The sequence below is a fragment of the Photobacterium piscicola genome, from assembly GCF_900166965.1.
In the GTDB taxonomy this organism is placed as follows: domain Bacteria; phylum Pseudomonadota; class Gammaproteobacteria; order Enterobacterales; family Vibrionaceae; genus Photobacterium; species Photobacterium piscicola.
This window is the reverse complement of record NZ_FUZI01000001.1, coordinates 802,994-828,098: the sequence shown is the minus strand read 5'-3', so window position 1 is coordinate 828,098 and position 25,105 is coordinate 802,994. Positions and strand designations below refer to the sequence as shown.

The 25,105-nt window shown below is 35.4% G+C and carries 24 protein-coding genes; 20 read left to right on the top strand and 4 right to left on the bottom strand.

The window, feature by feature from the left end; all coding sequences use genetic code 11:
* Positions 1–171: 171 nt before the first annotated feature.
* The 13 genes from CZ809_RS03855 (at position 172) to CZ809_RS03795 (ending at position 12,502) form a co-directional block, all read left to right on the top strand.
* On the top strand, positions 172–729 hold the full coding sequence (locus tag CZ809_RS03855; protein WP_080156100.1) for an iron transporter: 558 nt from the start codon (positions 172–174) through the stop codon (positions 727–729).
* Between the two features lie 72 nt (positions 730–801).
* The gene (locus CZ809_RS03850; RefSeq protein WP_080156099.1) at positions 802–1,149 is read left to right on the top strand and encodes a cupredoxin domain-containing protein; all 348 of its coding nucleotides are present in this window, start codon (positions 802–804) and stop codon (positions 1,147–1,149) included.
* Positions 1,146–1,982 (top strand): FTR1 family iron permease, encoded by an 837-nt coding sequence (locus CZ809_RS03845; protein WP_080156098.1) that lies wholly within the window; start codon positions 1,146–1,148, stop codon positions 1,980–1,982. Before CZ809_RS03850 ends, CZ809_RS03845 begins: the two co-directional genes overlap by 4 nt.
* Positions 1,975–2,877, top strand: a complete 903-nt coding sequence (locus CZ809_RS03840; RefSeq protein WP_080156097.1) for an EfeM/EfeO family lipoprotein — start codon at positions 1,975–1,977, stop codon at positions 2,875–2,877. Before CZ809_RS03845 ends, CZ809_RS03840 begins: the two co-directional genes overlap by 8 nt.
* A gap of 13 nt (positions 2,878–2,890) precedes the next feature.
* Positions 2,891–4,132, top strand: coding sequence for an iron uptake transporter deferrochelatase/peroxidase subunit (gene efeB, locus CZ809_RS03835; RefSeq protein ID WP_080156096.1), 1,242 nt, complete (start codon positions 2,891–2,893; stop codon positions 4,130–4,132).
* 166 nt (positions 4,133–4,298) lie between these two features.
* A complete protein-coding gene (locus tag CZ809_RS03830) occupies positions 4,299–5,318 on the top strand; it encodes a transposase (RefSeq protein WP_080156555.1) in 1,020 nt (339 codons plus the stop codon).
* A gap of 512 nt (positions 5,319–5,830) precedes the next feature.
* Positions 5,831–6,937 (top strand): polysaccharide deacetylase family protein, encoded by a 1,107-nt coding sequence (locus CZ809_RS03825; RefSeq protein ID WP_159447930.1) that lies wholly within the window; start codon positions 5,831–5,833, stop codon positions 6,935–6,937.
* A gap of 194 nt (positions 6,938–7,131) precedes the next feature.
* Entirely contained in the window at positions 7,132–7,797 is a 666-nt protein-coding gene (locus CZ809_RS03820) for a YoaK family protein (protein WP_235865775.1), read from the top strand.
* 647 nt (positions 7,798–8,444) lie between these two features.
* Positions 8,445–8,747, top strand: coding sequence for an urease subunit gamma (ureA, locus tag CZ809_RS03815; protein WP_080156093.1), 303 nt, complete (start codon positions 8,445–8,447; stop codon positions 8,745–8,747).
* Between the two features lie 9 nt (positions 8,748–8,756).
* The gene (gene ureB, locus CZ809_RS03810; protein WP_080156092.1) at positions 8,757–9,083 is read left to right on the top strand and encodes an urease subunit beta; all 327 of its coding nucleotides are present in this window, start codon (positions 8,757–8,759) and stop codon (positions 9,081–9,083) included.
* Positions 9,076–10,782: an urease subunit alpha gene (gene ureC / locus CZ809_RS03805; protein WP_080156091.1), complete on the top strand. Its 1,707-nt coding sequence runs from the start codon at positions 9,076–9,078 to the stop codon at positions 10,780–10,782. Before ureB ends, ureC begins: the two co-directional genes overlap by 8 nt.
* A gap of 112 nt (positions 10,783–10,894) precedes the next feature.
* A complete protein-coding gene (locus CZ809_RS03800; RefSeq protein WP_080156090.1) occupies positions 10,895–12,130 on the top strand; it encodes a RidA family protein in 1,236 nt (411 codons plus the stop codon).
* Between the two features lie 129 nt (positions 12,131–12,259).
* Entirely contained in the window at positions 12,260–12,502 is a 243-nt protein-coding gene (locus tag CZ809_RS03795) for a hypothetical protein (RefSeq protein WP_080156089.1), read from the top strand.
* Positions 12,503–13,580: 1,078 nt separating this feature from the next.
* Here CZ809_RS03795 and CZ809_RS03780 read toward each other — a convergent pair.
* Positions 13,581–16,178 (bottom strand): hypothetical protein, encoded by a 2,598-nt coding sequence (locus CZ809_RS03780; RefSeq protein WP_080156086.1) that lies wholly within the window; start codon positions 16,176–16,178, stop codon positions 13,581–13,583.
* Positions 16,179–16,411: 233 nt separating this feature from the next.
* Between CZ809_RS03780 and CZ809_RS03775 the strand changes: the two genes are divergently transcribed.
* The 4 genes from CZ809_RS03775 (at position 16,412) to CZ809_RS03760 (ending at position 18,978) form a co-directional block, all read left to right on the top strand.
* Positions 16,412–17,440, top strand: coding sequence for an ion channel (locus tag CZ809_RS03775; RefSeq protein WP_080156085.1), 1,029 nt, complete (start codon positions 16,412–16,414; stop codon positions 17,438–17,440).
* A gap of 279 nt (positions 17,441–17,719) precedes the next feature.
* Entirely contained in the window at positions 17,720–17,980 is a 261-nt protein-coding gene (locus CZ809_RS03770; protein WP_080156084.1) for a hypothetical protein, read from the top strand.
* 20 nt (positions 17,981–18,000) lie between these two features.
* Entirely contained in the window at positions 18,001–18,291 is a 291-nt protein-coding gene (locus tag CZ809_RS03765; RefSeq protein ID WP_144396145.1) for a hypothetical protein, read from the top strand.
* A 297-nt stretch (positions 18,292–18,588) separates the two neighbouring features.
* Positions 18,589–18,978: a DUF2541 family protein gene (locus tag CZ809_RS03760; RefSeq protein ID WP_080156082.1), complete on the top strand. Its 390-nt coding sequence runs from the start codon at positions 18,589–18,591 to the stop codon at positions 18,976–18,978.
* A gap of 96 nt (positions 18,979–19,074) precedes the next feature.
* Here CZ809_RS03760 and CZ809_RS03755 read toward each other — a convergent pair whose 3' ends face one another.
* From CZ809_RS03755 to CZ809_RS03745, 3 genes are read right to left on the bottom strand one after another with little or no spacing between them, the layout of a single operon-like run.
* Positions 19,075–19,929 (bottom strand): dimethyl sulfoxide reductase anchor subunit family protein, encoded by an 855-nt coding sequence (locus CZ809_RS03755; RefSeq protein ID WP_080156081.1) that lies wholly within the window; start codon positions 19,927–19,929, stop codon positions 19,075–19,077.
* Entirely contained in the window at positions 19,929–20,558 is a 630-nt protein-coding gene (locus CZ809_RS03750) for a DMSO/selenate family reductase complex B subunit (protein ID WP_080156080.1), read from the bottom strand. Before CZ809_RS03750 ends, CZ809_RS03755 begins: the two co-directional genes overlap by 1 nt.
* Positions 20,558–23,002, bottom strand: coding sequence for a DmsA/YnfE/YnfF family dimethyl sulfoxide reductase (locus CZ809_RS03745; protein ID WP_080156079.1), 2,445 nt, complete (start codon positions 23,000–23,002; stop codon positions 20,558–20,560). Before CZ809_RS03745 ends, CZ809_RS03750 begins: the two co-directional genes overlap by 1 nt.
* 168 nt (positions 23,003–23,170) lie before the next feature.
* Here CZ809_RS03745 and CZ809_RS03740 point away from each other — a divergent pair, with 168 nt between their 5' ends.
* The 3 genes from CZ809_RS03740 to CZ809_RS03730 all read left to right on the top strand — a co-directional run bounded on the left by CZ809_RS03740 (position 23,171) and on the right by CZ809_RS03730 (position 25,075).
* Positions 23,171–23,755, top strand: coding sequence for a molecular chaperone TorD family protein (locus tag CZ809_RS03740; RefSeq protein WP_235865774.1), 585 nt, complete (start codon positions 23,171–23,173; stop codon positions 23,753–23,755).
* Entirely contained in the window at positions 23,748–24,008 is a 261-nt protein-coding gene (locus CZ809_RS03735) for an ATP-binding protein (protein WP_080156077.1), read from the top strand. The genes CZ809_RS03740 and CZ809_RS03735 overlap by 8 nt, the downstream gene beginning before the upstream one ends.
* Positions 24,009–24,223: 215 nt before the next feature.
* Positions 24,224–25,075 (top strand): patatin-like phospholipase family protein, encoded by an 852-nt coding sequence (locus tag CZ809_RS03730; protein ID WP_080156076.1) that lies wholly within the window; start codon positions 24,224–24,226, stop codon positions 25,073–25,075.
* Positions 25,076–25,105 lie beyond the last annotated feature (30 nt).

Here is a 25,105-nt window from a genome sequence, read left to right as displayed (position 1 = left end):
ATAATTCATTGATTGTTAAATATCTAATCGTTAATTTAGGTAAAACAATATGGTTAATTGTGTTTTTTTGTAAAACTTAGTTTTCATTCCGATTTGACGATAATGGTTGATTGATCGTAACGATAATCAATATCATTACCATCTTTATTGTAGTCAATCAGGGAATAGATAATGAAAAAAACACCTATCGTAATCACATCGGCTTTAATTTTGTTTTCAGCTACTGCCATTTCTCAAGAATACCCTTTAGGCCAGCCCACAATTAAAGATGGAATGGAAATTCAAGGGGTTTATTTACAGCCAATTACTATGGATATGGAAGGTGCTGGCAATAATATGGACCAATTATCCGCGGATAAGGCTGATATTCATTTAGAGGCAGATATACATTCCGTTGATGAAAATCCAAATGGATTTGCGGAAGGAGATTGGATTCCATATTTAACTATTAAATATTCGGTCACTAAATTAGGAGAGAAAGAAACCACTCAGTCGGGTATGTTTATGCCAATGGTTGCCAGTGATGGTCCTCATTATGGTAAAAATATTAAACTTGATGGAAAAGGAAAATATAAAGTGAGCTTTACCATTTATCCACCATCATATAATAAAAATGCACCGTTTTTCCGCCATATTGATAAAGAAACCGGTGTAGCACCTTGGTTTAAGCCTTTTGATGTATCTTGGGAATTTAATTATGCAGGTGTTGGACGTAAAGGCAGTTATTAATATTCATCTGTAAATAACAAGGGAAGGATCTGCTTCCCTTATTTTTGTTTATTAAGTTAATATTGAGGCAAAATGAAAAAGTATTTATCACTTATTATTCTATCATTTTATTTATTTTTACCAATATCTGCTTACGCTGCCGAAAAATATACAGTTTATTTGAAAATTAATAATGGTGACTTTATCCCTCCAGTTTTAAATGTACCGACTGATAAAATTATTCGTATTAAAGTTTCAAATATAGGTAACCAACCCGCTGAATTTGAAAGTACTCAATTACGAAAAGAAAAGGTGTTAGCGCCAGGCGCGAGTTCTGTCGTGATTATTGCTCCGCTTAGACAAGGAACGTATACCTTTTTTGATGACTTTCATTTAAACCAACCACACGGAAAGATCATAGCTAAAGAGCCAGGCCAATGAAGGGACAAATCTTATTTGTAATTTGGCGTGAAAGTATAGAAGCTTTGTTATTAATTGGCATTATTTACGCTTGGATTAAACAGCATATTGATAGCCGTAATGGGTTACGTTATCTGTGGGGCGGGGTAGTTATTGGTATTAGCTGCTCTATTTTATTGGCACTGCTCATTTATGGCGTTTTTAATGTTTTAAATGACACTGGCCAATCGTTGTTTATGATATTTATGGAGCTTAGTGCCTGTGTGTTAATTGTGCAGATGGTCTATTGGATGAATAGCCATAGTCATTCGATGAAATCTGACATTGTCTCTGGATTAGCACAGAAAACCGAAAAACGAAATTGGTGGGGGGTAACTTTTATTGTTGCGATTGCGATTGCTCGTGAAGGCAGTGAAATAGTCGTGTTCCTTTCTGGTTTTATCATGTCTCTTAATACGAATAATGCTGTTGATTTCTTTGCAGAAGTCGCTGGGGGAATCGTAATTGCTGCGTTGACATTGTATCTGTTTTCATTGATAAATCATCATGTTCCTTGGCGAGTGTTCTTTAATGTTACTGGTGTTTTATTGTTATTCCTTGCAGTGTCACTATTACTTAAAGGCGCAGAAGAGAGTATCAATCTACTTCTTGAATATGATTATTCTATTCCTGACTTTCTTTATTTACCGGCTTGGAATACGACCGGATTTATTGATGATTCTGGTATTGTTGGCAATTTACTAAATGCTTTTTTTGGTTATCGTTCACAACCTATTTGGCTTAGTGTTATTGTTTTTGTTTCGTATTGGGTTGTTATTGCAGCCTTGTTTGTACGGAGAAAAAAGCATGCGTAATAAAGCAAGTATTTCCATTGTTTATTTAATGTTTGGGCTATTTTTTTCACAAAACGTTATTGCAAAGGCTTTACGATCCCCTACACAAACAGGTAATGAGATTATTATTGCTAAAGGTAATATTCCTACACCTGAAAAATACCGAAAAATAACCACGGCATACATGACCTATGCGGTTAAAAATATTGGCAATACGATTTTACAGCTAAATAGTTTAAAGCAGAACTTAAAAGATAGTCATGTGATCAAAGCTCAGAAGGCTTACATTCAAGCACATCAATATTATGAAACTGTTCGGCTTATTATTCGATTATTTGGTCATACTGATCGGATTATTAATTCGCGCTCTAGTGACTTTCTTGATGGCGTAACAGACTACCGTTTCAAGGGTTTTCATTTGGTTGAATATCTATTATTTGATCAACATAACATTAAAGCGACTTTGAGCGCTGTTGATGAATTATTGATGAATGTAAATGACATAAAACGAAGACTTGAAACAGAACAGGTTGATATTGTAAAACTGATTCAGTCGTCATCTGATTTTATTGAAATGATATTAGAAACCAAGCTTGCTGGTAAAGAAAATATCTACAGTAATTCTGATTTGACTGATATTGCCGCTAATGTAGAAGGTTCTAAATATATTTTTGATGGCATCATGCTATTCGTACCACACTCAACATCAATGCCAATAATGAAAAACTATATAAAAATAATTGGGATTATAGAGAGCTATAAACTTAATACCAATGAGTATAAACCTTATAACGATTTAAGTTTAAAAGATAAAGCAGCGTTATTTTCTGTTTTAACACAACAAGCTTATTTATTAGCAACACTAAGGGCAACATTAAACCTTGATGTGTATTACAAGTATGAGTATTTAAAATAAGGAAATAGATGTAATGAAAACACCATCAAGTTTTAATTTATCTAGACGTAATGCTTTAAAAACATTGGCGATTGGTAGTGCTGTTCTTACTGTTCCAACAATAGCGGCACAAGAGCGTGAGGCTGAAAGTCATTATAAACAACAGATTGATTTTCATGGCCTACATCAAGCTGGAGTGATTACGAAAGAGCAAAAAAATGTTTCCTTTATTAGTTTTAACGTAACAGCAATGACATTAGCTGAACTTAAGATGCTCTTTAAAGTGCTGACGGCTCGAATTGCTTATCTGACACAATCTGAAAATTTACCTGTGAATAAAATTGATAAGATGCCTCCTTTAGAGTCTGGAATGTTGGGCGGGCACTTAGATCCTGATTCATTAACCATTACAGTTTCCTTAGGGGCGAGCTTGTTTGATTCTCGATTTGGATTAACGCAATTAAAGCCGCGTTACCTAGTAGCAATGAAAAGCTTTCCTAATGACCAACTTGATTCTCATTGGTGCGGAGGGGATATCGGGTTGCAGATTTGTGCAAATAGTCCTGAGAGTGTGATTTATGCTTTGCGTGATATTTTACAGCATACGAGTATGTATATAGTTCCACGTTGGAAAATGGATGGTTTTTTACCGTCACGTGATATTGATAATAAAACAACACCGATAAATTTGTTTGGGTTTAAAGATGGTACTGGTAATGCTCCTGCTGATAATACTGATTTGATGGATGAATTAGTATGGGTTACGGATAAAGATAAAGAACCTAACTGGTGTGTTGGTGGTTCGTACCAAGCGGTGCGTTTAATCCGTTTTAATCTTGAATTTTGGGATAGGACACCCTTAGAAGATCAAGAAAATGATTTTGGTCGCCATAAAATAACAGGTGCTCCTATTGGAATGCAGTACGAGCATGATTCGCCTAAATATGAGACAGACCCACACGGGGATCGTATTTTGTTTAATTCACACATGCGCAGAGCTGAGCCTCGTAATCCAGATAGGTACACGGCAAAATTACGTCGTCGTAGTTACAGTTACTCACTTGGCATAAATACGTTTGGCATGTTAGATATGGGGCTTATTTTTATGTCCTACCAGAAAAATCTTCAATTTGGTTTTATTGATACTCAAAAAAGGCTCAATGGCGAACCGCTAGAACGTTATATCAAACCCTTTGGCGGCAGTTACTATTTTGTACTACCAGGAGTAAAACGTGATGAATATCTTGGGCAACCATTGTTTAGTGAGGTTGTTTAACATGGACAGCCATACAAAAACAAAAGCAACAAACAAGGACAGCCATAACTCATAGATACATATGAAAGCGAGGGAGGAACTTGTATTAGTCATATGGACAGCCAAAATAGTGCAGACTTTCGATAAGGCACTACACTTAAGCTTCATGTTGCTTATGGTAGAAGAAATGACAGTCTCAAGACGTAAATTGATCGAACCTCAAATTACTCCGTATTATCATATTATTAATCGCTGTGTTAGGCGGGCTTATTTATGTGGTGATGATCCGTATAGTGGTAAAAATTACCAACATCGACGTGATTGGATCGTTAGTAAAATCAAGCAATTGTCTGAGGTTTTTTGTATTGATGTTTGTGCTTATGCAGTTATGAATAACCACTATCATTTAGTATTAAAGATCGATATACATCAACAACAGGCGCTATCACCTCAAGAGGTCATTTCCCGTTGGTTACAGCTATTTAATGGCCATCCTATTGCGGTAGATTTTGTTAATAATGGTGATGTTGGTGTAGATAAGAAACAAGCATTGTCAACATTGGTTGCAGAATGGCAGTCACGATTAGGCAGTATTAGTTGGTTTATGCGGTGTTTAAATGAAGAAATTGCGCGTAAAGCCAACAAAGAAGATGATTGTACTGGATCATTTTGGGAGGGGCGATTTAAATCTCAAGCGTTGTTAGACGAACAAGCATTGCTCTCTTGCATGATGTATGTTGATTTAAATCCCATCCGTGCAGGATTAACAACAACGTTGCAAGATTCTGATTTTACTTCAATTCAACAGCGAATCGTGGAGTATAATCAAACTGCTATAATAAAAAAAATAGCTTCAAATTCATCATCAGTTAAGCGTTCTAAAATTGGATTATTGCCTTTTGTTGGGGCTGAACATCAGGCTAAGCAGGTAGGGATACAATTTGATTTTGCTGATTATTTAGAGCTGATTGATTGGACCGGACGTAGTATTCGTGAGGATAAAAAAGGCTCTATTCCAGTCACTCAACCTAAATTATTACAACAAATTGGTGTCAGTGAGGAAGCGTGGTTAGATAATAGCGATGACTTTATGGCGCATTATACTAATGTTAGCGGTAAATGGTCGAGAATGTGTGCATTCCAACAACATTTTGGTGGCCGTTGGTGTAAAGGTAAAAGAGCGAGTCAACGATTACACCCTAACTAAATTTATCGTATTGTAGAAGCTTATTGCCGCAATAATTGTTTATTGTGGGTTTTGGCGATCTTGCTATACAGGAAATAGTGTACTTTTTATTGTCGTGTAGTAGATATTTCCATTTTTAAAGCTTTATCTAATATTCTTATCTTGTGATTACTTGTATTTATAGTGATTTAACTATTTAAAAGTTATGGCTGTCCTTTATTCTTTTTTTCTTCTTTTACGATTGAAGTTAAATTAGGTAGATTTGTATTGGTTTTTTCCTAGAAAAGATATGGCTGTCCAGTTTTCGCAGTCCAGTTTTCGTAGTTTTCGATATCTTCATCAGTATTAGATATGAAAGCAGTTACACTTGTTAATAAATAACATAATTAGTTTAATCATACACTTAACACCATCAATATGCTAAATGTTACATATAAATCTTAATCGACATAATCTATTACATATATAATATTGAACGTGATGCATACTAATATATGATGCCCACGAATTTTATTTATATTTTTAAGGTCATTATGTTCCACTTGAAAAACAAACGCTTAGCATGTCTTTTATTAACATCAGTTTCATTCTCTACTTTTGCATCAGTTGATACGAGTAAGCCACAATTTGTTGTTATTAGTATTGATGACGGTGTGAATCAGGAGATGGAAAAAAGTGTTGCTCAATTGAATAGTTCTATTCCAGTAACATTTTATGTCAATGTTGTACAGCAAGCTGGCGGGTGGATATATGATGAATCCATGCTTGATATCGTTTGTGTTAATGATGATGGGTTGACAACGGGTAATCCTCAATGCGTGAGTAATCCTAAATCTATCAATAATCTATACAAAAAAGGACATGAGTTTGCTTTACATACTTACTCTCATCCAGCTATTGCTTCAGGAAATCAAGGTGAGCCGTTAACACAAGTTCAAATTGAAAATGAGCTAAAAAATAATTATAACTTCTTGGTGGCATCAGGGGTTCCTAGCGATAAAATCAAAGGCTTTAGAGCGCCATTTTTAGATACAAACAGCAGTGGTTGGGATCGCGAAAATAAGAATGTTTCATTAAGCCATTTACAAGGAATAATGAATCAACTAAATATTAACTATGATTCTTCACTGTCAGCGCCGCCAGAGAAAACGTTACCAAGAATGGGGGTTCGCCACTGTACATCAACAGCGGGTGGCTGGGATAACGTACATTGTGATTTTACTCAAAAAGAGCAGTTTAATTGGGAAGATGGTGGTTATCCTAAATATACCGTAGCGACACAGCCTAAAAGTAATCAATTATTTATGGGCTACAAATACATTAACGGTAAAATTGTAAATGTTATGGATACTGTATTTGGTGCTTGTAATCAAAGTTGTTCTACAGATGAAGCGAAAAATATTTGGATGGAAAACTTCTTAAATCATTATAATGACGCGTCACGACCACCTTTTGGCATCTATTTGCATCGTCAGTCATTATCAATTTCTGCTGAAGTTGCTGGCTTAAATGCATTTATTGATGAAGTTAAATCAACATATCCAAACACTTATTTTGTAACGGCAAGTCAGATCAGTGATTATTATAAGATGGGTATTGATCTTACTCATGACCAAATTGAAATGTTTTTGAGTAAATAAGACCACTTTTTATTTTATGATCTTATGGTGTGTACATGTTGGTACTCACCATTTTTTGATGCTTTCGATTAAAATATTGGCAACTCCTAGCCTAATATTTATCCTCTCTACATGTTACTACTTAGCTGTATGTCAAATATCTAAAATTAATGTAATACTTAGTTTATTGTTATCACCATAAACCTTATAAGCCATTGAATATATCAGTAATTAAGTCTGCAATTCTTGCGACGATGCCTTTTTTGTTATTGTTTTTAGCGGGTATTGTTGATGCTATTGGTTTTATTCACCTTAAAAATGGTTTATTTGTCTCTTTTATGAGTGGTAATACAACGCATGTAGCGATGCTGCTTTCTAACCATCAATATGGTCAATCAATGGCTTATATAGGTGTAATTTTGCTGTTTGTTACAGGGATCACTGTTGGTGAAATGATTGCGGTACTGCAGAAAAAAAACTATCGTTGGTTGGTGATGAGTGCTGTTTCTATATTGTTATGCAGCGCTATTTTTATTGAAAAAATTACCATACCGATGGCTACTAACTTTGTGCTGGCTTTTGCGATGGGGTTACAAAATATCGCACTCAGGATCACGATCAGCAAAGCGATGCCATTAACCTTTGCAACGGCCTTTCTCGCTAACACTGGGCGAGAATTAGCAATGTTACTATTGGGACAAGGTGACAAAAACGTCTTTATAAAACAGTTTTGCTTATGGTTGTCTATTTTCATTGGTGCGATTGTTGGTAGTCAATTGATGGCGTTTTCACTAAGCTACGCATTAGTCGTACCAACCATATTATGTTTGTGTATTGCAGGACTACTTTTTTGGTTAAAAGAGTTAACCAATGAAGATTAGGTTTTTATGCGCATTAATGCTTATGTGTTTAATTATATTATAGTTAACATTTTTTTGTTTTTGTAACTGTATGTTTTTAAAGTTAAAATAATTTTTTTGTTTGTTAACGCTCCTTATTATTCTCACGGCTAATATTTTTCGAATAATTTAATTATTAATTTTTTTTTGCTTATATAAAAGAATAAAAATGATCTAATTATAATATTTTTCTTATTATTAAAGCGCATTTTTTAGCTTTGCGCTCATAATGTAAAATACGGAATTATTCGTGTATATATATTGCTTGCTAGATATTAAATAAAGATGTAATTTATTTGCGAAAGGACAATTAAGCCTAATATTAGGTGTAATCAAAAACCCTCTAATTATTTAATCTAGTTGAGCTTATAACTAGTTAATATATCTGTAGATGTGAAAATATGCGTGATTAATTATGTCCTTATTATAAGTGTTGAATTAATACGCTTGTAAGTTTTGATGGCATAGAATTCTGTTCTTGTTATTTGACGTTCTGACACGTTATATAAAATATTTAAGCAATGATTGTATTACGTTATATTAAACAAGATTAATATTAGCGCTTGATTTGAATTTTATAAAAATAAAATAATTTTCATTATTAATTAAAATATTGAGACTATAAATCAATGAAGTTAACCCCAAGAGAAAAAGATAAACTCATGTTATTTACAGCATTCTTGTTAGCTAAGATGCGTAAAGAGAATAATCTGAAATTAAATTATCCGGAAGCCGTTGCTTATATTTCAGGAATGATAGTGGAAGGAGCAAGGGAAGGTAAAACTGTAGCTGAATTAATGGATTATGGTACAACGCTATTAAGTGCAGATGATATTCGTCCTGGAATTAAGAATCTTATTGTAAATGTTCAAGTTGAATGTACTTGTACTGATGGCACGAAATTAATTTCTATACATAATCCAATTAAATAAGAGATAGCAATGATTGCTGGTGAAATTGTTTGTAATGAACAAATAAAAGAAATTTGTATTAATGAAAATAGAAATACAATAACTATTTCTATTGAAAATTGTGGTGATAGAACTGTTCAGATTGGTTCACATTATCATTTCTATGAAACAAATTATGCACTGAAATTCAATCGTGAAATTACAAAAGGCTACCACCTTAATATTGCAGCCGGAATGTCTATTCGAGTATTAGCAGGGCAGAAAATGGATGTAGAGTTAGTCGAATTTTCTGGAGCCAAAAACATCGCAGGTTTTCAAGGGAAGTTTGTACAAAAAGCAGGACAAAAAAATGACTAATATTATTCAAAAAAATGATTATATTTCAATGTTTGGTCCAACCGTTGGTGACAGCATTCGATTAGCTGATACTGAGTTATGGGCGAAAATAGAGCAAGACTTCACGCAATATGGCGAAGAAATGAAGTTTGGTGGTGGTAAGGTTATTCGTGATGGCATGGGGCAGAGTCAACTTACTAGTGAGCATTGTGTTGATGTTGTCATTATCAATGTGGTTATTATTGATCATTGGGGAATTGTTAAAGCTGATATTGGTATTAAAGACGGTCGTATTGTTGGGATTGGAAAGTCAGGTAACCCAGATATTCAAAAGAATATTGATATTGTGATTGGTCCGAACACTGAGGTTATTGCAGGTGAAGGGCAAATAATTACTGCCGGTGGTGTTGATACGCATGTTCACTTTATTTGTCCACAGCAGGTAGAAGAAGCGTTATCCAGTGGTTTAACAACATTAATTGGTGGCGGTACAGGTCCTGTTGCCGGTAGTCTTGCAACAAATATGACTCCTGGTGTGTGGAACATGCATCGCATGCTTGAAGCTATTGATGAGCTTCCAATTAATGTGGGTTTATTAGGTAAAGGGAATAGTAGTGAGCCTGAAGCATTAAAAGAGCATATTTTAGCCGGCGCTGTTGGTTTGAAAATACATGAAGATTGGGGCTGTACACCTGCAACAATTGATACAAGTTTAAAACTGGCTGAAGAATATGATATTCAAATTGCGATACATACTGATAGCTTAAATGAAAGTGGCTTTTTTGAAGATACAGTAGATGTTCTAGAAGATCGCATTATACATGCCTATCATGCTGAAGGTGCTGGTGGTGGTCATGCGCCTGATATTTTAAAAGCGTGTGGCGTGAATAATATCATTCCGTCATCATCTACACCTACAATGCCTTATACGATCAATACCGTTGATGAACACTTAGATTTAATCATGGTTTGTCATCATTTAGACCCCAAAATACCTGAAGATTTAGATTTTGCATTATCGCGAATCAGAAAGGGTACTATGATGGCTGAAGATATTTTGCATGATATGGGGGCGATTCCATTAATGACCTCTGATTCTCAAGCTATGGGCCGAATTGCAGAAGTTATTAGCCGGACTTGGCAATCAGCGCATAAAATGAAAATTCAACGCGGTGCATTAGATGGTGATTCTTGTAAATCAGATAATAATAGGATCAAACGTTATATTGCAAAGTATACGATTAACCCTGCTATTACTCATGGTTTATCTCATGATGTGGGTTCGGTCGAATGTGGAAAACTTGCTGATCTTGTGCTTTGGGACCCTGGCTTTTTTGGAATAAAACCGTCATTGATTATTAAAGGTGGCATGGTTGTAATGGCCGAAATGGGGGACCCAAATGGTGCGTTACCTACACCACAACCCGTTCATTATCGCCCAATGTATGCCGCTTATGGGAAAGCAAAAATGAAGACGTCAATTACGTTTATGTCTCAAGCAGCGATTGATGCGGGGCTTCCTGAAAAGTTGCAGTTACAGAAAATTATCAGTGGTATTAAGAATACTCGTAATATCTCTAAACAAGATATGATCCATAATAATTGTACGCCTGAAATTAAAGTAGATCCTAAAACGTTTAGTGTGTGGGCAAATGGTGAGCTTTTAGAATGTGAACCAATGCATGAATTACCACTAGCTCAAAACTATATGTTATTTTAGATGAAAGTGAGTAATGGAAAAATTTACTTTATATACTCTGCTTTTCTTATTTACCTTATAAAATAATTAAAAACAAATAATAATACATAAACTATTTTAGGATAAATATAATATGGCAAATAATATTATAAAAAATTCACGAAACACGAAAAATGCACCAAAAAATTCAGCCTCAACTCAAAGTGTTGCATTTTCTCATTACAATAATATATCGGCTCAATTACCGTTAGATCCTAATACGGGGAAAATGGTTATTGGCGGTATAAAAGAACAAACAACACAATGCTTAAATAACATTAAAGCTATTGTTGAACAGATTGATCACACTATGGATGATGTGGTTAAACTTCATGTTTTTGTTAAAGATATTTCAAATATTAAGATAGTAGATGAAGTATACAAAACGTTTTTCAATGATATTTTACCGACGCGTACTGTCGCTGTCGTCGCATCTTTACCTGACAATGATGCATTAATACAGATGGATGCGTTAATTTCAAATGGTGAGGGAACGGCCCCACAGCAACCTTGTGCATTAATTAAAGTCTCTAGAAATACGGATAAAGCACCAAATGATAAGATGGCAACGCAAACAGTTGCATTTTCTCATTATAATAACTTGTCAGCTCAATTACCGATAGATTTTAAAACGAATGAAATTATTATTGGTGATATTAAAATGCAAGTAAAGCAATGTTTATATAATATTAATACGATATTAAGCAGTATTGATCATGTTCTTGATGATGTGGTGAAAACAACAATATATATTAAGAATATTAAAGATATTAATGTTATCAATGATGTTTGTAATACGTTTTTTGGTGATTATATTCCAGCCCGAACTTTTATCGTCGTTGAGGATTTACCAGCAGGCGCACTATTACAGATTGATACTGTTGTATCGCATGGTGATGGTACGCCGCCACAACTACCTGAAGATAGCCGTCTACTTGTTATCGAGGCGAATAATAGTGTAAATGCCCCAACTGTGCCTTATTCGCATACAGTTGCATTTTCTCATTACAACCATATTTCAGGCCAATTGCCATTAGATCCTGAAACATTGACGGTTGTTAATGGCTATATACAAGCGCAAACAAAGCAATGCCTCAATAATATTAAAGCAATTATTGAAAGTGTTGATCATGTTATGGATGATATTGTGAAAGTTAATATTCAGCTTAAAAATATGCTGGATATTGAGCTTGTTGATGAAATCTATGCATCATTTTTCAAAGAAGCGCTTCCTGCCAGAACGGTGATAGGGGTATCAGCGATTCCAATGGATGCTCTAATTCAAATAGATGTGATTGTTTCGAATTGTGAAAGTACACCACCGCAATAATATAGAGCATTATATAAACTAAAGTATTAAAAATTCGCCTCATGTTAAAGAAATTATGCTTTTCTTGAGGCGATATAGTGGACTACGTATTATTTTTTTAACCATTCAGTTATTATAAGTGGAGAGTTAATGTCTGATTTTAATGTAGCATCAGAGTTATTAGCACTGAAAGCGCAAACGAAAGCAATTCGTAATCGGAAATCGATTAATAGAGTATCTAGACTTGATAAGTTTAAATTTGAATTGTTAGAGCTTTATCAAGCCGGGGCGAGTGTTGCTGAACTTCAGCGATGGCTAATGACAAATGCGAACATACAAATTGCACATTCAACCATTTTAAGATGGTTAGATAAACAAGAAAATGTAAAATAGATTTGTCTGTGTAAGTAATAAAGAAACAAAAGTATCTAGAGTATATAAACATGAATATAATATATGATACGAATGTTATAAGCTGTGATAAAAATAAGCATCAAATAAAATGTAATGAGTGTCTAAAAATAACAGATCATTACATATTAGCGTCAATTGAACAGTTTGGTACAACGACTGCCGATGAAGACGTATATTGGAATTGTAAAAATCAAACAATTCAATGTCTTGAGTGTAGTTCTGTGTCTTTTAGAACTGTGTCTATTTGTTCTGAATGTCAAGCTTATGATGATAAAGGTGAGTATTATTATCCTGAGAAAATAGAAAATCACTGATAGTATTAAATAATAAAAAATAGTATGCCGATAATTATTCATGAAATAGTTATCGGCATACTGCTTTTTATTCAATAAAATTTAAAATAGCAGGGTGATTGTTATCATTATATTGTTTACTAGAATAGCAAAGTTTATTGGTTAATTGAGTATAAGTTATGATATGTATTATTTCGTCTTTATTAATAAAAATGGATACTTTATCAAATGAAATATCTGTAATTGTTTGTATTGATGAGTCTAAAATGGCAAGAACTAACCGAATACAATTATAACGTTCAGATGCAGATAACCCAATGAGATTAGAGTTATTTAAAATACTAAATTTAAGTTCAATATCTGAGGTGTTATTTAAATTTGTGACTTTAAAATACATAGTTAATATTTCTTATTGATTTGACATAAAGATATTGTTTTTTTATTGTAATTCTAATTATCTATCTATTGCAAATTAGAAAATGAAGACAAATTATTAATAATTTATATTAAGTTAGATATTAATTCAAAAAATACTTATAAGGTAATGATAAGTAAAAAAACACACGCAAATATCTAAATAATTCACAAAAAAATAAATATTAAAAGATAAAATCAAAATAGCGAAAAACCATATTTATGGTTAAAGTTCATACTAAAAATCAAAAAGTAGATAGAATACAATGATTATATGGTTAGATAGGAGAAAGGGTATGACTACGTGCCACACCCTTATGCAATGTCTATTCTACTGACTAAAGAGAATATTAATAAGGCAATTCACCGGCTTTAACTAGCTCGCTATATACATCAACAAACAGTTTAGCAAAGTGAATTTCAGTCCAGTTACATGGAACAGGAGGGCAGCCATCATACCAACTGCGACCAATTTGCTCCCCTAGGTACAAAGCAAAATCATACATTTCACCATGTTCGACTTTATCTAATTCAGTATCAGATAAACCAAATACAGTACCAGCACTTTTACCAAAACTATAAATATCTTGGAACCCAGTTTGCTTACGATAATTAACAAAACCATTTGAATTTAAGGTCTTATCTAGTAAATCCGCATACTGTGCTTCGGTCTTAAATGTTGTGCCATATAAGAACATATCGTGCCCATAAGTTTGCTTATAATTCATTAGCTTTGTTCTAAATTTATCGCTAGATAAAATGTAAGCAACGTTGGTGATTAGTTCAATATGACGTTTGGCACTGTTAGCATCCCACGCTTTTTCAGCTGTAGGGTTTGTAATGAGACTATTTGTAAAAGTAATGTCCCAAGTGGCCGTAATGTTGTTTAATTTATCTAACAGCGGGTGTTTTGTCGCAGTATTAAAACGTGAATCAATAAGGTGTTGAGTTCCATAATGGCCGTAAGTATTTCCCTTACCGTCAAGTGTACTTAACATCTTGGTATAATTATAAACACCACCACCATCGACAGTATTAAAGCTATTATCGACGTTAAGATCCGTAATAGGTAACGTAATACGTGTATATGCTGGCAATTTATTTAAATTAGCCAAGCGTACCCAATTGTGTTGACTATGAGCGCGAATATCAAGATCCAGGTTTTGCAGATCAACTTCAGTAAAGTTTGTAATTTCAACGGTATTACGATCAACTAAACGCACATTTACCATTGAACCGATATTAGCCGAAAGTGACCAGTGGCCTTCACTTAAACCTTGTTGCAATACTTTACGTACATTGGCTGTCTGTGGCAGAGCGTCAAAGTCTAATTGTGCTGTCGGTACATACGCATTTGGTGTAAATTCAAGTGTGTCTAATTTATCAAAGGTAACAGTTTCAACAATCGTATTTGTTAAAGCAACAATCTCATTATTGCGAACCAACAAATCATGGCCACTTACCCAGAAATGGTCAATTAAATAAACCGCTTTCTCTGCGTCTTTTAATTGATAATCATTAGCTATAAATTGTTGTATGTCATACATTGCAAAACGGGTTGTTGATTCTACATATTGACCATTATTTTCTTTAATAAATATGTATTTATCGTTAGCATCCATTGCTTCAATAGCACCAAGGTTATTGTGCATAGGTTGTATTGTCATACCTTGAGAGAGTGTAGATAAATCATAAATAGCAGAGCCCTGAGTACCACCGACCAGTAATTTAGATCCAATAAACTCCAGTGATGAAGCTTGACCGTGTGCATAAGCCAAGTAAGCTAATGGTTGTAGTGACTTTATTTCACCTAACATCGCTGGAATATGTTGATAAACAGTGATCTTGTCTGCGTCCGCAACCAAAATGTATTGTTCATTAATAGCAATTTTAGCCTGGCCATTATGTTTGATGGCATAAGAGTACTGGTATTGACTATTCTCACCACTAAAAACGTCAATACGGTTATGTGCTTTGATAGCAGAAACAAACAGTTGTGAGTTGTAGCTACGTAAATCGTCTAAACCTTTGTATGGCTGCTCTTTATTAATACCAAAGATTTTAGTTGTTGTGTTTGCCTTGGTGTCATAAATACCTACCATTGGTACATCGTTTTGACTATTTTCGGCTGTAGGTGACTGAGCAACAATAAGTTTATCACCAAGTTGCTCAATTGATACCATGTTAGCGTATTCTGCATTAACGCCAAATTTATACGGTGCAAGGTGAGTTGCATCTAATTTCTCATGGGTTTCTGAGCCAACAAAACAGGTAAGTGTTTCATTTAATACATAATCACTGTCTAAATGGCCATTTGGTAAATATTCAAGTACACAGCCATTATTCCAGTCGTAGTTACCCCAATCTTTATTAGCGACAACAACGCCGCCTTCATACATTGAAAACTCCCAGCTTTGATCGAAGAAACTAAATAAATTACGGGTAGCACTGTCATCAGCCCAATTTCTTAGCGGAACAATAGGAGTGCCATGTTCTTGATCTATTTCGTAATTAATACCGTTTAGTTCAATGTATTTTTTACCATCTTTAAAGAAATAGAATTCTGGATTATTGGCAAATGATTTTAGTTCTTTAACACGCTCAATCATCTTTGATGCCATTTCATTCATAAGTTGAACGTATTTAACCTGATTTGTTGTATCAATTTCAGGTGTTATTTCAGATTCAGGAGGTGGGGGTAATACTTCTTCAGGGATAGTGTTTGATTCTGATTTTGAAATAAATATCCACGGGGATTCCCATGCATTTTGAGTAATATTTGCTGGAGATTCACTAGGATTAACCCACCACTGAGCTTCAAAAATGCTGTCGTTAAATTGTACTTGCTCTTTAGCTGAATAGCTTTTGCTTGGATCATAAGTTTCAGTTGCAAACAACGATCCAGAAGTAGCCAATAAAATTGCAGCTGACAATAGTTTTATATTCATATTAACACCTTGATATTAAATGGTTTTTAATTACTGTTAGTGAAATGTAATTTTTAAAAACTTTATATAATAAAATTATATGGAAACTATCGTATAATATTATACATTTACTGTCGCTATGTTTTTTGTACTTGTTGCATATGTTTTTATGTAACAAATAGTATCTATAGCAACATACAGCGACGTTAGTATTCGCTACACTATGAATATTATGTAAATCAAAGGGAAAGGGTATGCATACACTATTAAAGGTCATAAAGCAGATCATTGATAAGCATTTTATGGCCATTAATAGATACACATTAATGTTACTTGTCAGTGGGTATGTGGTACTTAGCTGGCTCGGATTAGTGTTTACCCATGAAGTGCATTTAACAGATGAAGTTGCGCGATTTATTTACTATATGGTGACGACAAGTAGTACCGTTGGCTATGGTGATCTAAGTCCAATAACAGCACAAGGACAGTTATTTGCAGCCTTATTTATTATTCCCTGTGGTGTGGGATTATTCGCATTATCGATTGGTAAAATAGCTGTTTTTTTTACTGATTTTTGGCGAGCAAATCGAAGAGGTAAACAAAATTTGAATTTAGAAAATCATATTATTGTTATAGGCATTAATAGCCGTCGAACTCCTCATTTACTTGAAATGTTAAAAAGGGAGGAGCAAGGGCGACGTGAAGTAGTGGTTGTCTCTTGTGAATATGATGAATCACCATTTGATACAGATATATATTTTGTGCGGGTTAATTCATTTACAGATGCTATTGAAATGGAGCGTGCTAGCCTTTCAACCGCAAGTGCAGTAATTGTTGATACTGATTTAGATGACGCGACATTAACCGTGAGTTTATTTATTGCAGAACAAAATAGTGATGCACATTTGGTGGCGCACTTTGATGATGCGATTAAGCGTGATTTGTTACATAAATACTGTCCTAACTCAGAATGTATATCTTCGTTATCCACAGAATTAGTGGCTAAATCTGTTATAGATAAAGGCTCAAGTTTTATTCATTCAGAGTTGGTAAGTGCACATAAAGGTCAAACTCAATACTCAATTGAAGTTCCGGTTGATATTAACGATATTACTTTAGAATCAATATATTACATATTTAAAAAACATCATGAAGCTATCATAATTGCAGTGCAGCAACAAGGTAAAGTCTGTGAAATTAATCCTAGCTTAACGACGATACTTAAAGCTGGCGATATTGTTTATTATATTGCAGATGAACGTATTGTTGATCTAGTTTGGTAGCACTTAATGCGTGGTGATTTTGTGGGATTAATCACAGAATAGATTTTGTTTAATATACTCTTAATCAATTAACAGATATTAATATGCCACTAGGTTTGTATTGTAATGTTTATTAATGATTAACAGGATGTGGTATTTAGGGCATATATAAATATTAGTTTTAGATTATTAATTAAATACTGAATGAAAGTGATAATAAATATAATTATATAAATTATTGCTGTTATATAAAATAGAAACAAAGCTAAGTTTGTCGGTATTCATCATAAGGAAATGACGATGCAGTGGGATGATGTGAAAGGGCCAAGATCTTTTTTTGGTAAAGCACCTGTTGATATTTACAAGCCTATTGAAATAGGGGAAACAGCAAAACTACGTTCAAATCGACATGAAATCAAAGTGAAAATTATTGAGTGTCAGTTTGACGTTATTAAAGGGGAAGTGATTGACGATAGTGCTGAGATTGGCTTAGTAACCTTAGTTAATGGTGATATGGTTGAGTTTGGATCTCAACATATTGTTACCTTATACCGTAATTAGCTGAATAATGATGAAGGATAGTGAAATTGGTCGGTCTAAGTAAATCAGGCGCTGAACGTTATGGAAGAATCTTTGCTCAGTTGACTGATGAATCATGGGTATTTGGTGTGATTGTCGCCACCGTTTTTTTAGTCATAACATTATGCCTAAGTTATAGCATTATCTACTATGTTCCACTTTATCAACCAACAACAGAGCCTGCTATGGCTATAATGGCAACACTAAAACCGTTGATGTTTGTTTTTCCTCTTATTACCGCAGGGCTCACCTTTGTGGCAAGTTTTCGAGCTGTTAAATCATATTATAAATAATAAAACAGCTGTTTAAAAATAGGCTAATAATAGCGATGAGTTATCTGATAACTCATCGTTTTTTTTGAATGAAAATGCGTTAATTTTGTTAAATAAGTGAAATTAATGTTTTTCATGTGATTGATTAATGATAAAAATCCATACTGGTTATTTTTTATAGTTAATATTGACGCATTAATAAATATTGATGAGGTTAATGTGTGATCGCTGGTTTATTTGATCGCTAATTGTTTACTCGTTTTTTTTAGAATTTACGCTACGATAGCGGCCATTTCTCGTTCATTTATTTATTAGATCATGAATATAAAAAAAGCGGTTTCTTATCTATTTGTTGCTGTAAGTTTCTTTGGCTGCATGTCAGTAGCACATGCTTATGACCAAATAACGCTTGGTCGCACGATTTTGCTTGAAATCGGTGATCATGGTGCAAAAATACCATTAGTCGTGTGCCGTAATACCGACGCGATTAAAGTAAAAGCAGAACGTAACTTACACCTTGAACGTATTAAAGTAACATTTAGAAATGGTGAAACGCGTAATGTTTCTTTCCATCGGGATCTGAAGAAAAATCAAGAAACGAGCTGGCGTAAATTTTCATACAAACGTTGTGTGAAGAAGCTAGAAGTGTACGGGAATTCTGATGGTACTCGTGCAGGCGTTAAAGTTTACGGCCGTCAAAAAGATTAACTAAAAAACGCCATATGTCTTATCTTTATCATAAAGGATGAGACAATATGGCGTTGTTTTTATTTGGGTGTTTTAAGCCAGATATAATCGATTAAATTATAATAGCCCGACGGTGAAGTGTAAGCCGTAAAACACTCCGCGTCCGATGATTTCTGCTGCAAACATAATCACAAAAGCAAGGCTACTTAAGGCAGTAACCGATGTTGTCTGAGATGATTTAAATGCAGAGAATAACCATAAGCCACCCGCAATAACGAGCAATAGCAAACGGGTAATAATTGATCCTGAATAAATGGCTAAATGTTCAGCACCCGTCTGAATTGATGTTGTTATTTCAGCGATACTCACTAATTGCCAAGCTGTTATCACTAGATGAAGTGAAATAATAACGACACCGAATGTAGCTAATTTAGCGTTTAACGTTGGGGTTGTTGCACCTGTTAGGTTTAATAGTACGTAACCGAGTAATACACCTGACATTAATACGGTGCCAATAAACTCGACGTAAGTGAAACTGCTATCCCATACTGGAACGGTATTGATCAAATAGACTTTGATCATCGCTGCCATAAAAATAACACCAGCAATACTGACAACAATACGGGCAATTTTTAACACATGCTCACTCGCAATTTTAAACAGTTCAGCAAGCCAATAAATACCACCTAAAGCAAAGAATAAGCTACCGGTTAGGATCTCGTTTGATAAACCAGAGTGACCGACACGGTTTAACGCATTAAATGCACGTAAAGGACTACCAAGGTGCATGGTTGATGCCGCGAAACCTATCGCCATAAATGCCCATAAAATAAACATACTAAGCACCAGCGGTTGACGCTGTTTTGCTGTTGAGTCCATTTGGGATAAACGGCCTGCCATAGTGATATAGCCACCAACAGCAGTTTGTGCCAGCACAGTAAACACGACTAAAGGTAATTCAGGATATAACATTATTTTACCTCCCGAGGATTTTGCAGAAATCCACTGGTATCATTAACGGGCTTACCATTTGGATTTAGCTTAATGATTAAGTTTGGATGGGTAATATTTGAATCAGGTAATGGTGCACAATTAGCATTAGTGCCGTATTTTTTACGTAATTCACCGATCTCGCCAAATTCAATTGCGCGTAATGGACAACTATCGACACAGATAGGCATTAATCCTTCAGCGACGCGTTCAAAACAGCCGTCACATTTGGTCATATGACCTTTTTCTTCGCTATATTGTGGTGCGCCATAAGGACATGCCATATGGCAATATTTACAGCCAATACAAACATCTTCATTGACGACCACTAAGCCATCTTCTTCACGCTTATGCATTGCACCTGATGGGCACACTTTTGTACAAGCGGGATCATCACAATGATTACATGAAATTGACAGGTAATAAGAGAAAACGTCTTGGCGGAATACACCATTGTTTTCACTCCAGTTACCCCCTACATACTCATAGATTCGACGAAAGTTACGATCAATACCTAGATCTTTATTGTCTTTGCATGATAATTGACAAGTTTTGCAACCAGTACATTTACTTGAATCGATGTAAAAGCCGTATTGTTTTTTCGGTGTCATTACGCAACTCCCATGCTTTTCACAAGTTTCACTTCAACAAGGTTAGTGTGAGATGGATTAGATTTCGCCAGCGGGCTTGGACGGCTAGTGGTTAATACATTAATTGAACCAGCCTGATCGACACCTTTGCTGTTAGGTGAATACCAAGCGCCTTCGCCAAGTGCAGTGACATGGGGCATGATACGAGGCGTCACTTTTACGCGAACATTCATTTCACCTTGTTTACTACGCACACTGACAAGATCGCCATTTTTAATGCCACGAGGTGTCGCATCAATAGGGTTCATCCATAACTCTTGTGGTGCTGCGGCTTTTAAAATATCAACGTTAGCATAAGTTGAATGGGCACGAGCTTTGTAGTGGAAACCCGTTAACTGCAGTGGGAATTGCTCACGATCTTTTGAATCCCAACCATTAAATGTTGAGTGATATTCAGCGATCGGTGTAATTTTCTCATCGTCACTTAGGGTCCATTCTTTTGCTATAACTGCTAGCTGCTCGGAATAGATTTCAATTTTCCCTGATGGTGTTGCAAGTGGATTGGCAATGGGATCAGCACGGAAATCTTCATATGGCACATACGGACGATCAAATTGTTTCTTATAGATCCCTTGTTTACGCATTGTGTCGTAATCAGGTAAATTTGCGTCATTATTTTGCTTAACAGTTTCAGCATACATCCACTGTAACCATTGCTCTTGAGTACGTCCTTCAGTAAAGGCTTTTTCAACACCCATACGCTTAGCCACACCAGACATAATGTCGTAGATTGGCTTACATTCAAAACGGGGTTTGATGGCTTGGCTAGCGAAGATGAAATAAGGCATAGATGCAGCAGCACCGTCCATACAGAAGTCAGATTGTTCTGATGTAGTACAGTCAGGCAGAACAATATCTGCATATTTAGCGGATGATGTCATGTGGTTATCGATAACAACGATCATTTCACATGCTTTTTCATCTTGTAGAATATCATGGGTACGGTTGATATCTGAGTGCTGGTTTATCAAACAGTTACCAGCATAGTTCCAAATGAATTTAATTGGATTATTGAGTTTTTCTGCACCTAAGATTCCGTCTGTTTTATCTGTCATTTCATGGGCGCGGAAAATGGCATCAGTCCAAAGGAACATCGGGATAGAGGCTTTCACTGGGTTGGCGACTTTAGGGAAGCGTACAAATGGGTAACTATGGCTACCTTCTCGTGCTCCTGTACCACCACCTTGAAGACCCACTTGGCCACGTAGAAGCGACAGCATCATGATAGCTTTACAAGCTTGCTCACCATTAGCTGAACGTTGTAATCCCCAACCTTGAGTGATGTAAGTACGGTTTGAGTTACCAATTTCACGGGCTAATTTAATGATAATGTCAGCAGGAATACCGGTAATAGGCGCAGCCCATTGGGGCGTTTTTGGTGTTTTATCATCGCCATTACCGACAATATAGTCTTTGTAACTGCCGTTTTTAGGCGCTGATGCTGGTAATGTTTTGGCATCATAGCCAACACAATATTTATCAAGGAAAGCTTGATCAACTTTATTTTCAGTAATTAATACATGGGCAATAGCGGCACATAATGCGGCATCTGTTCCATGTTTAATTGGAACCCACTGATCTTCACGGCCACCAGCGGTGTCGGTGTAACGAGGATCAATGCAAATTGTGCGGGTATGGCTGATTTGCTGGCCATCAACAAAACTATGAACTTGGCCGCCACCAGACATACGTGTTTCTGCTGGGTTATTACCAAACATAATGCACAAATCAGCATTTTGTACATCATCAACACTGTTGTTATCAATAAATGAACCGTAGAAAAAGTCACTCATACGTTCAATATTGGCAGCTGAGTAGTCACCATAATGGTTTAGGTAACCACCACAAAGGTTCATCATTCGTGCAATTAGCGTGCTAGATGGATCCCAACTTTTCGTCACAGTGCCACCAAGTGTGCCTGTACCGTAGTTAAGATAAACTGCATCATTACCATATTCTTTAATGGTATGTTTTAAGCTATTGCCAATAATATCGAATGCTTCATCCCAACTAATACGTTGAAATTTACCTTCACCACGTTTGCCGATACGTTTTAATGGGTATTTAAGGCGATCAGGGTTGTAGACACGACGACGCATTGAACGGCCACGTAGACAGGCACGGACTTGGTGAGAATGGTTGAAAACATCATCACCTGTGTTATCCGTTTCAACATATTTTATCTCACCATCAACGACATGCATACGTAAAGGACAGCGAGAACCACAGTTCACCGTACATGATGACCAAACGATTTTCTCATCGGGCTTTGCTGGGGTTTCTTTAGCAATCGCTTTAACGCTGGTGAATGGTAGGGACATTCCTCCAGCTGCGGCTGCTAATAAAGAACCACTTTTTAGCACGCTACGACGACTGACGCTAAGTGGCTTTTTTGAATCTGTCACATTATCCCCTTAAGACATTGCTTTTTTATTTTATGAGGGGAGAAAGTATGCCTTCATGAAATTATCATTTATTGTTTTGCGTCAATATATGTAAGATAGTTTCAAAGCATTATTAACTTAATGATGTAAATTAATAGATTATGAGAAATGATGTTCATTTGTAGCGATATGGAAAATATAAAAACATTGAGCCGAGTTATTGGTGGGTTATTTTATTACCACCCCAGCCAGTATGAAACGGTAGGCCTTAGTGCGGTATTAAGCTTGGATCATACTGGTTTTACTCAGTTTGATACCACGATAGCGGCAATTTCGGCAACGGATCCCCATACATTATCTGTCTGGCATGATGAGTTATTCACCGGAATAGGGGAGATGAAAGCACCGCCGTGGGGATCAGTTTATTTAGATAAAGAAGCGGTGGTCTTTGGTGATTCAACGCTCCATTTTCGACAATTTTTACAACAATACGGCATCAAATTTGAAACGAGCCATAATGAACCAGAAGATCAATTTGGACTTATGTTAATGGTGATCGCAAGTTTAATTGAAGATAACAATTTGGATGCGGTTACTGAGTTGTTATCCAAACATTTATTGCCTTGGGCTCCACATTATTTAGCGCTACTTCAACAGGTTGCTCCTACTGGAGCTTACCGAGAGTTGGCTGAGTTAGGCCAAGCTTTTATTGTGGCTCTTGCAAAAACGTTTAATGCCGAAATAGTGCCAGGTAAGATCTATTTTAATGCGTGAATCAAAGCAATATAGTCGGCGTCAGTTATTTACGCACTTCGCACGTCAGCCAATAGAATCACCACCACGGTTATTAATCAGCAATACTTGCGATAATCTTTATGGTTATTGTGAAAGTTGTGTTGATGTTTGCCCAGAGCAGGCGATCTTATGGCTGGCGGATAAAAAGCCAACGATTGATGTTGCAAAGTGTCGTCATTGTAAACGATGTATTGATGCCTGTTTTATCAATGCAATCACAATAAATGAGTAATAAGCATTGGCCTTACTTTATTTTTATAAGTTGAAATAGCGTATATATTGACTAAACATACTATTGTTAGTTGCTATATACCCATGAAAATTAAGGATGCAATAAAAAGAGGCATTTTCTGCTATTCGGTGCAGTAATATTCGCCTTATATTGATATTCTAATTCCATATGCAATTAAATGTTAATTGGTTCATGACTTATAAGGATAAATGTTTATGACTGATACACCTAAGCGTGCTTTAGTTGTTGAAGGTGGTGCCATGCGTGGTATTTTTGCTACGGGTGTTTTAGACGCATTTCTTGAAAAAAATTATAACCCATTTGATTTTACGATTGGTGTGTCTGCTGGATCAATGGTGCTAATGGGTTACTTATGTAAAAACCATAAGCGTAATTATCAAGTCATCACTGAGTATGCGCGTAGTAAGTCATTTATTAATTATTTTCGTTTTGCTAAAGGCGGCAATCTTATCGATATTGATTGGTTATGGTCTGAAAGTATTAACAATCTGCCATTAGAAATTGATAAATATGAAAGCCAAGGTATTCCTTTATTTGCGACAACAACAAATATTGTTACTGGTGATGCTGACTATATTGAAGTGAAACGAGATAACTTACAAAGCTTGATGACAGCAACATGTGCATTACCCATTGTTTACCGTAACTTCCCCAAAGTGGATGGTATTGCCATGAGTGACGGTGGTATTGCTGATCCTATTCCTGTTATTGAAGCTTATCGTCGTGGTGCGCGTGATATTACGGTTATTTTATCTCATGCACAGGCTAATTTTGTTCATAGTCATCAAGTTCCGTGGTTAACACGTAAAATATTCAAAACAACACCTGTATTTGGGCAAGAATTTCTTACAAAAGAATCTCGGTATAATAAAGCATTGTATTTTATCCGTAATCCACCTGCTGATTGCCGTATTACTGCGATTGTACCAAATAAAGATTTTCTGATTAAACGTTTAACACGTGATGTAAATAAATTAAACGCTGGATATGAGTTGGGTCGCCAAGCTGGGTTTAAGATGATCAATGATGAGCAAGCATTAAGTTAATTGATGTGTGACAGAGTGTTATTTGATATT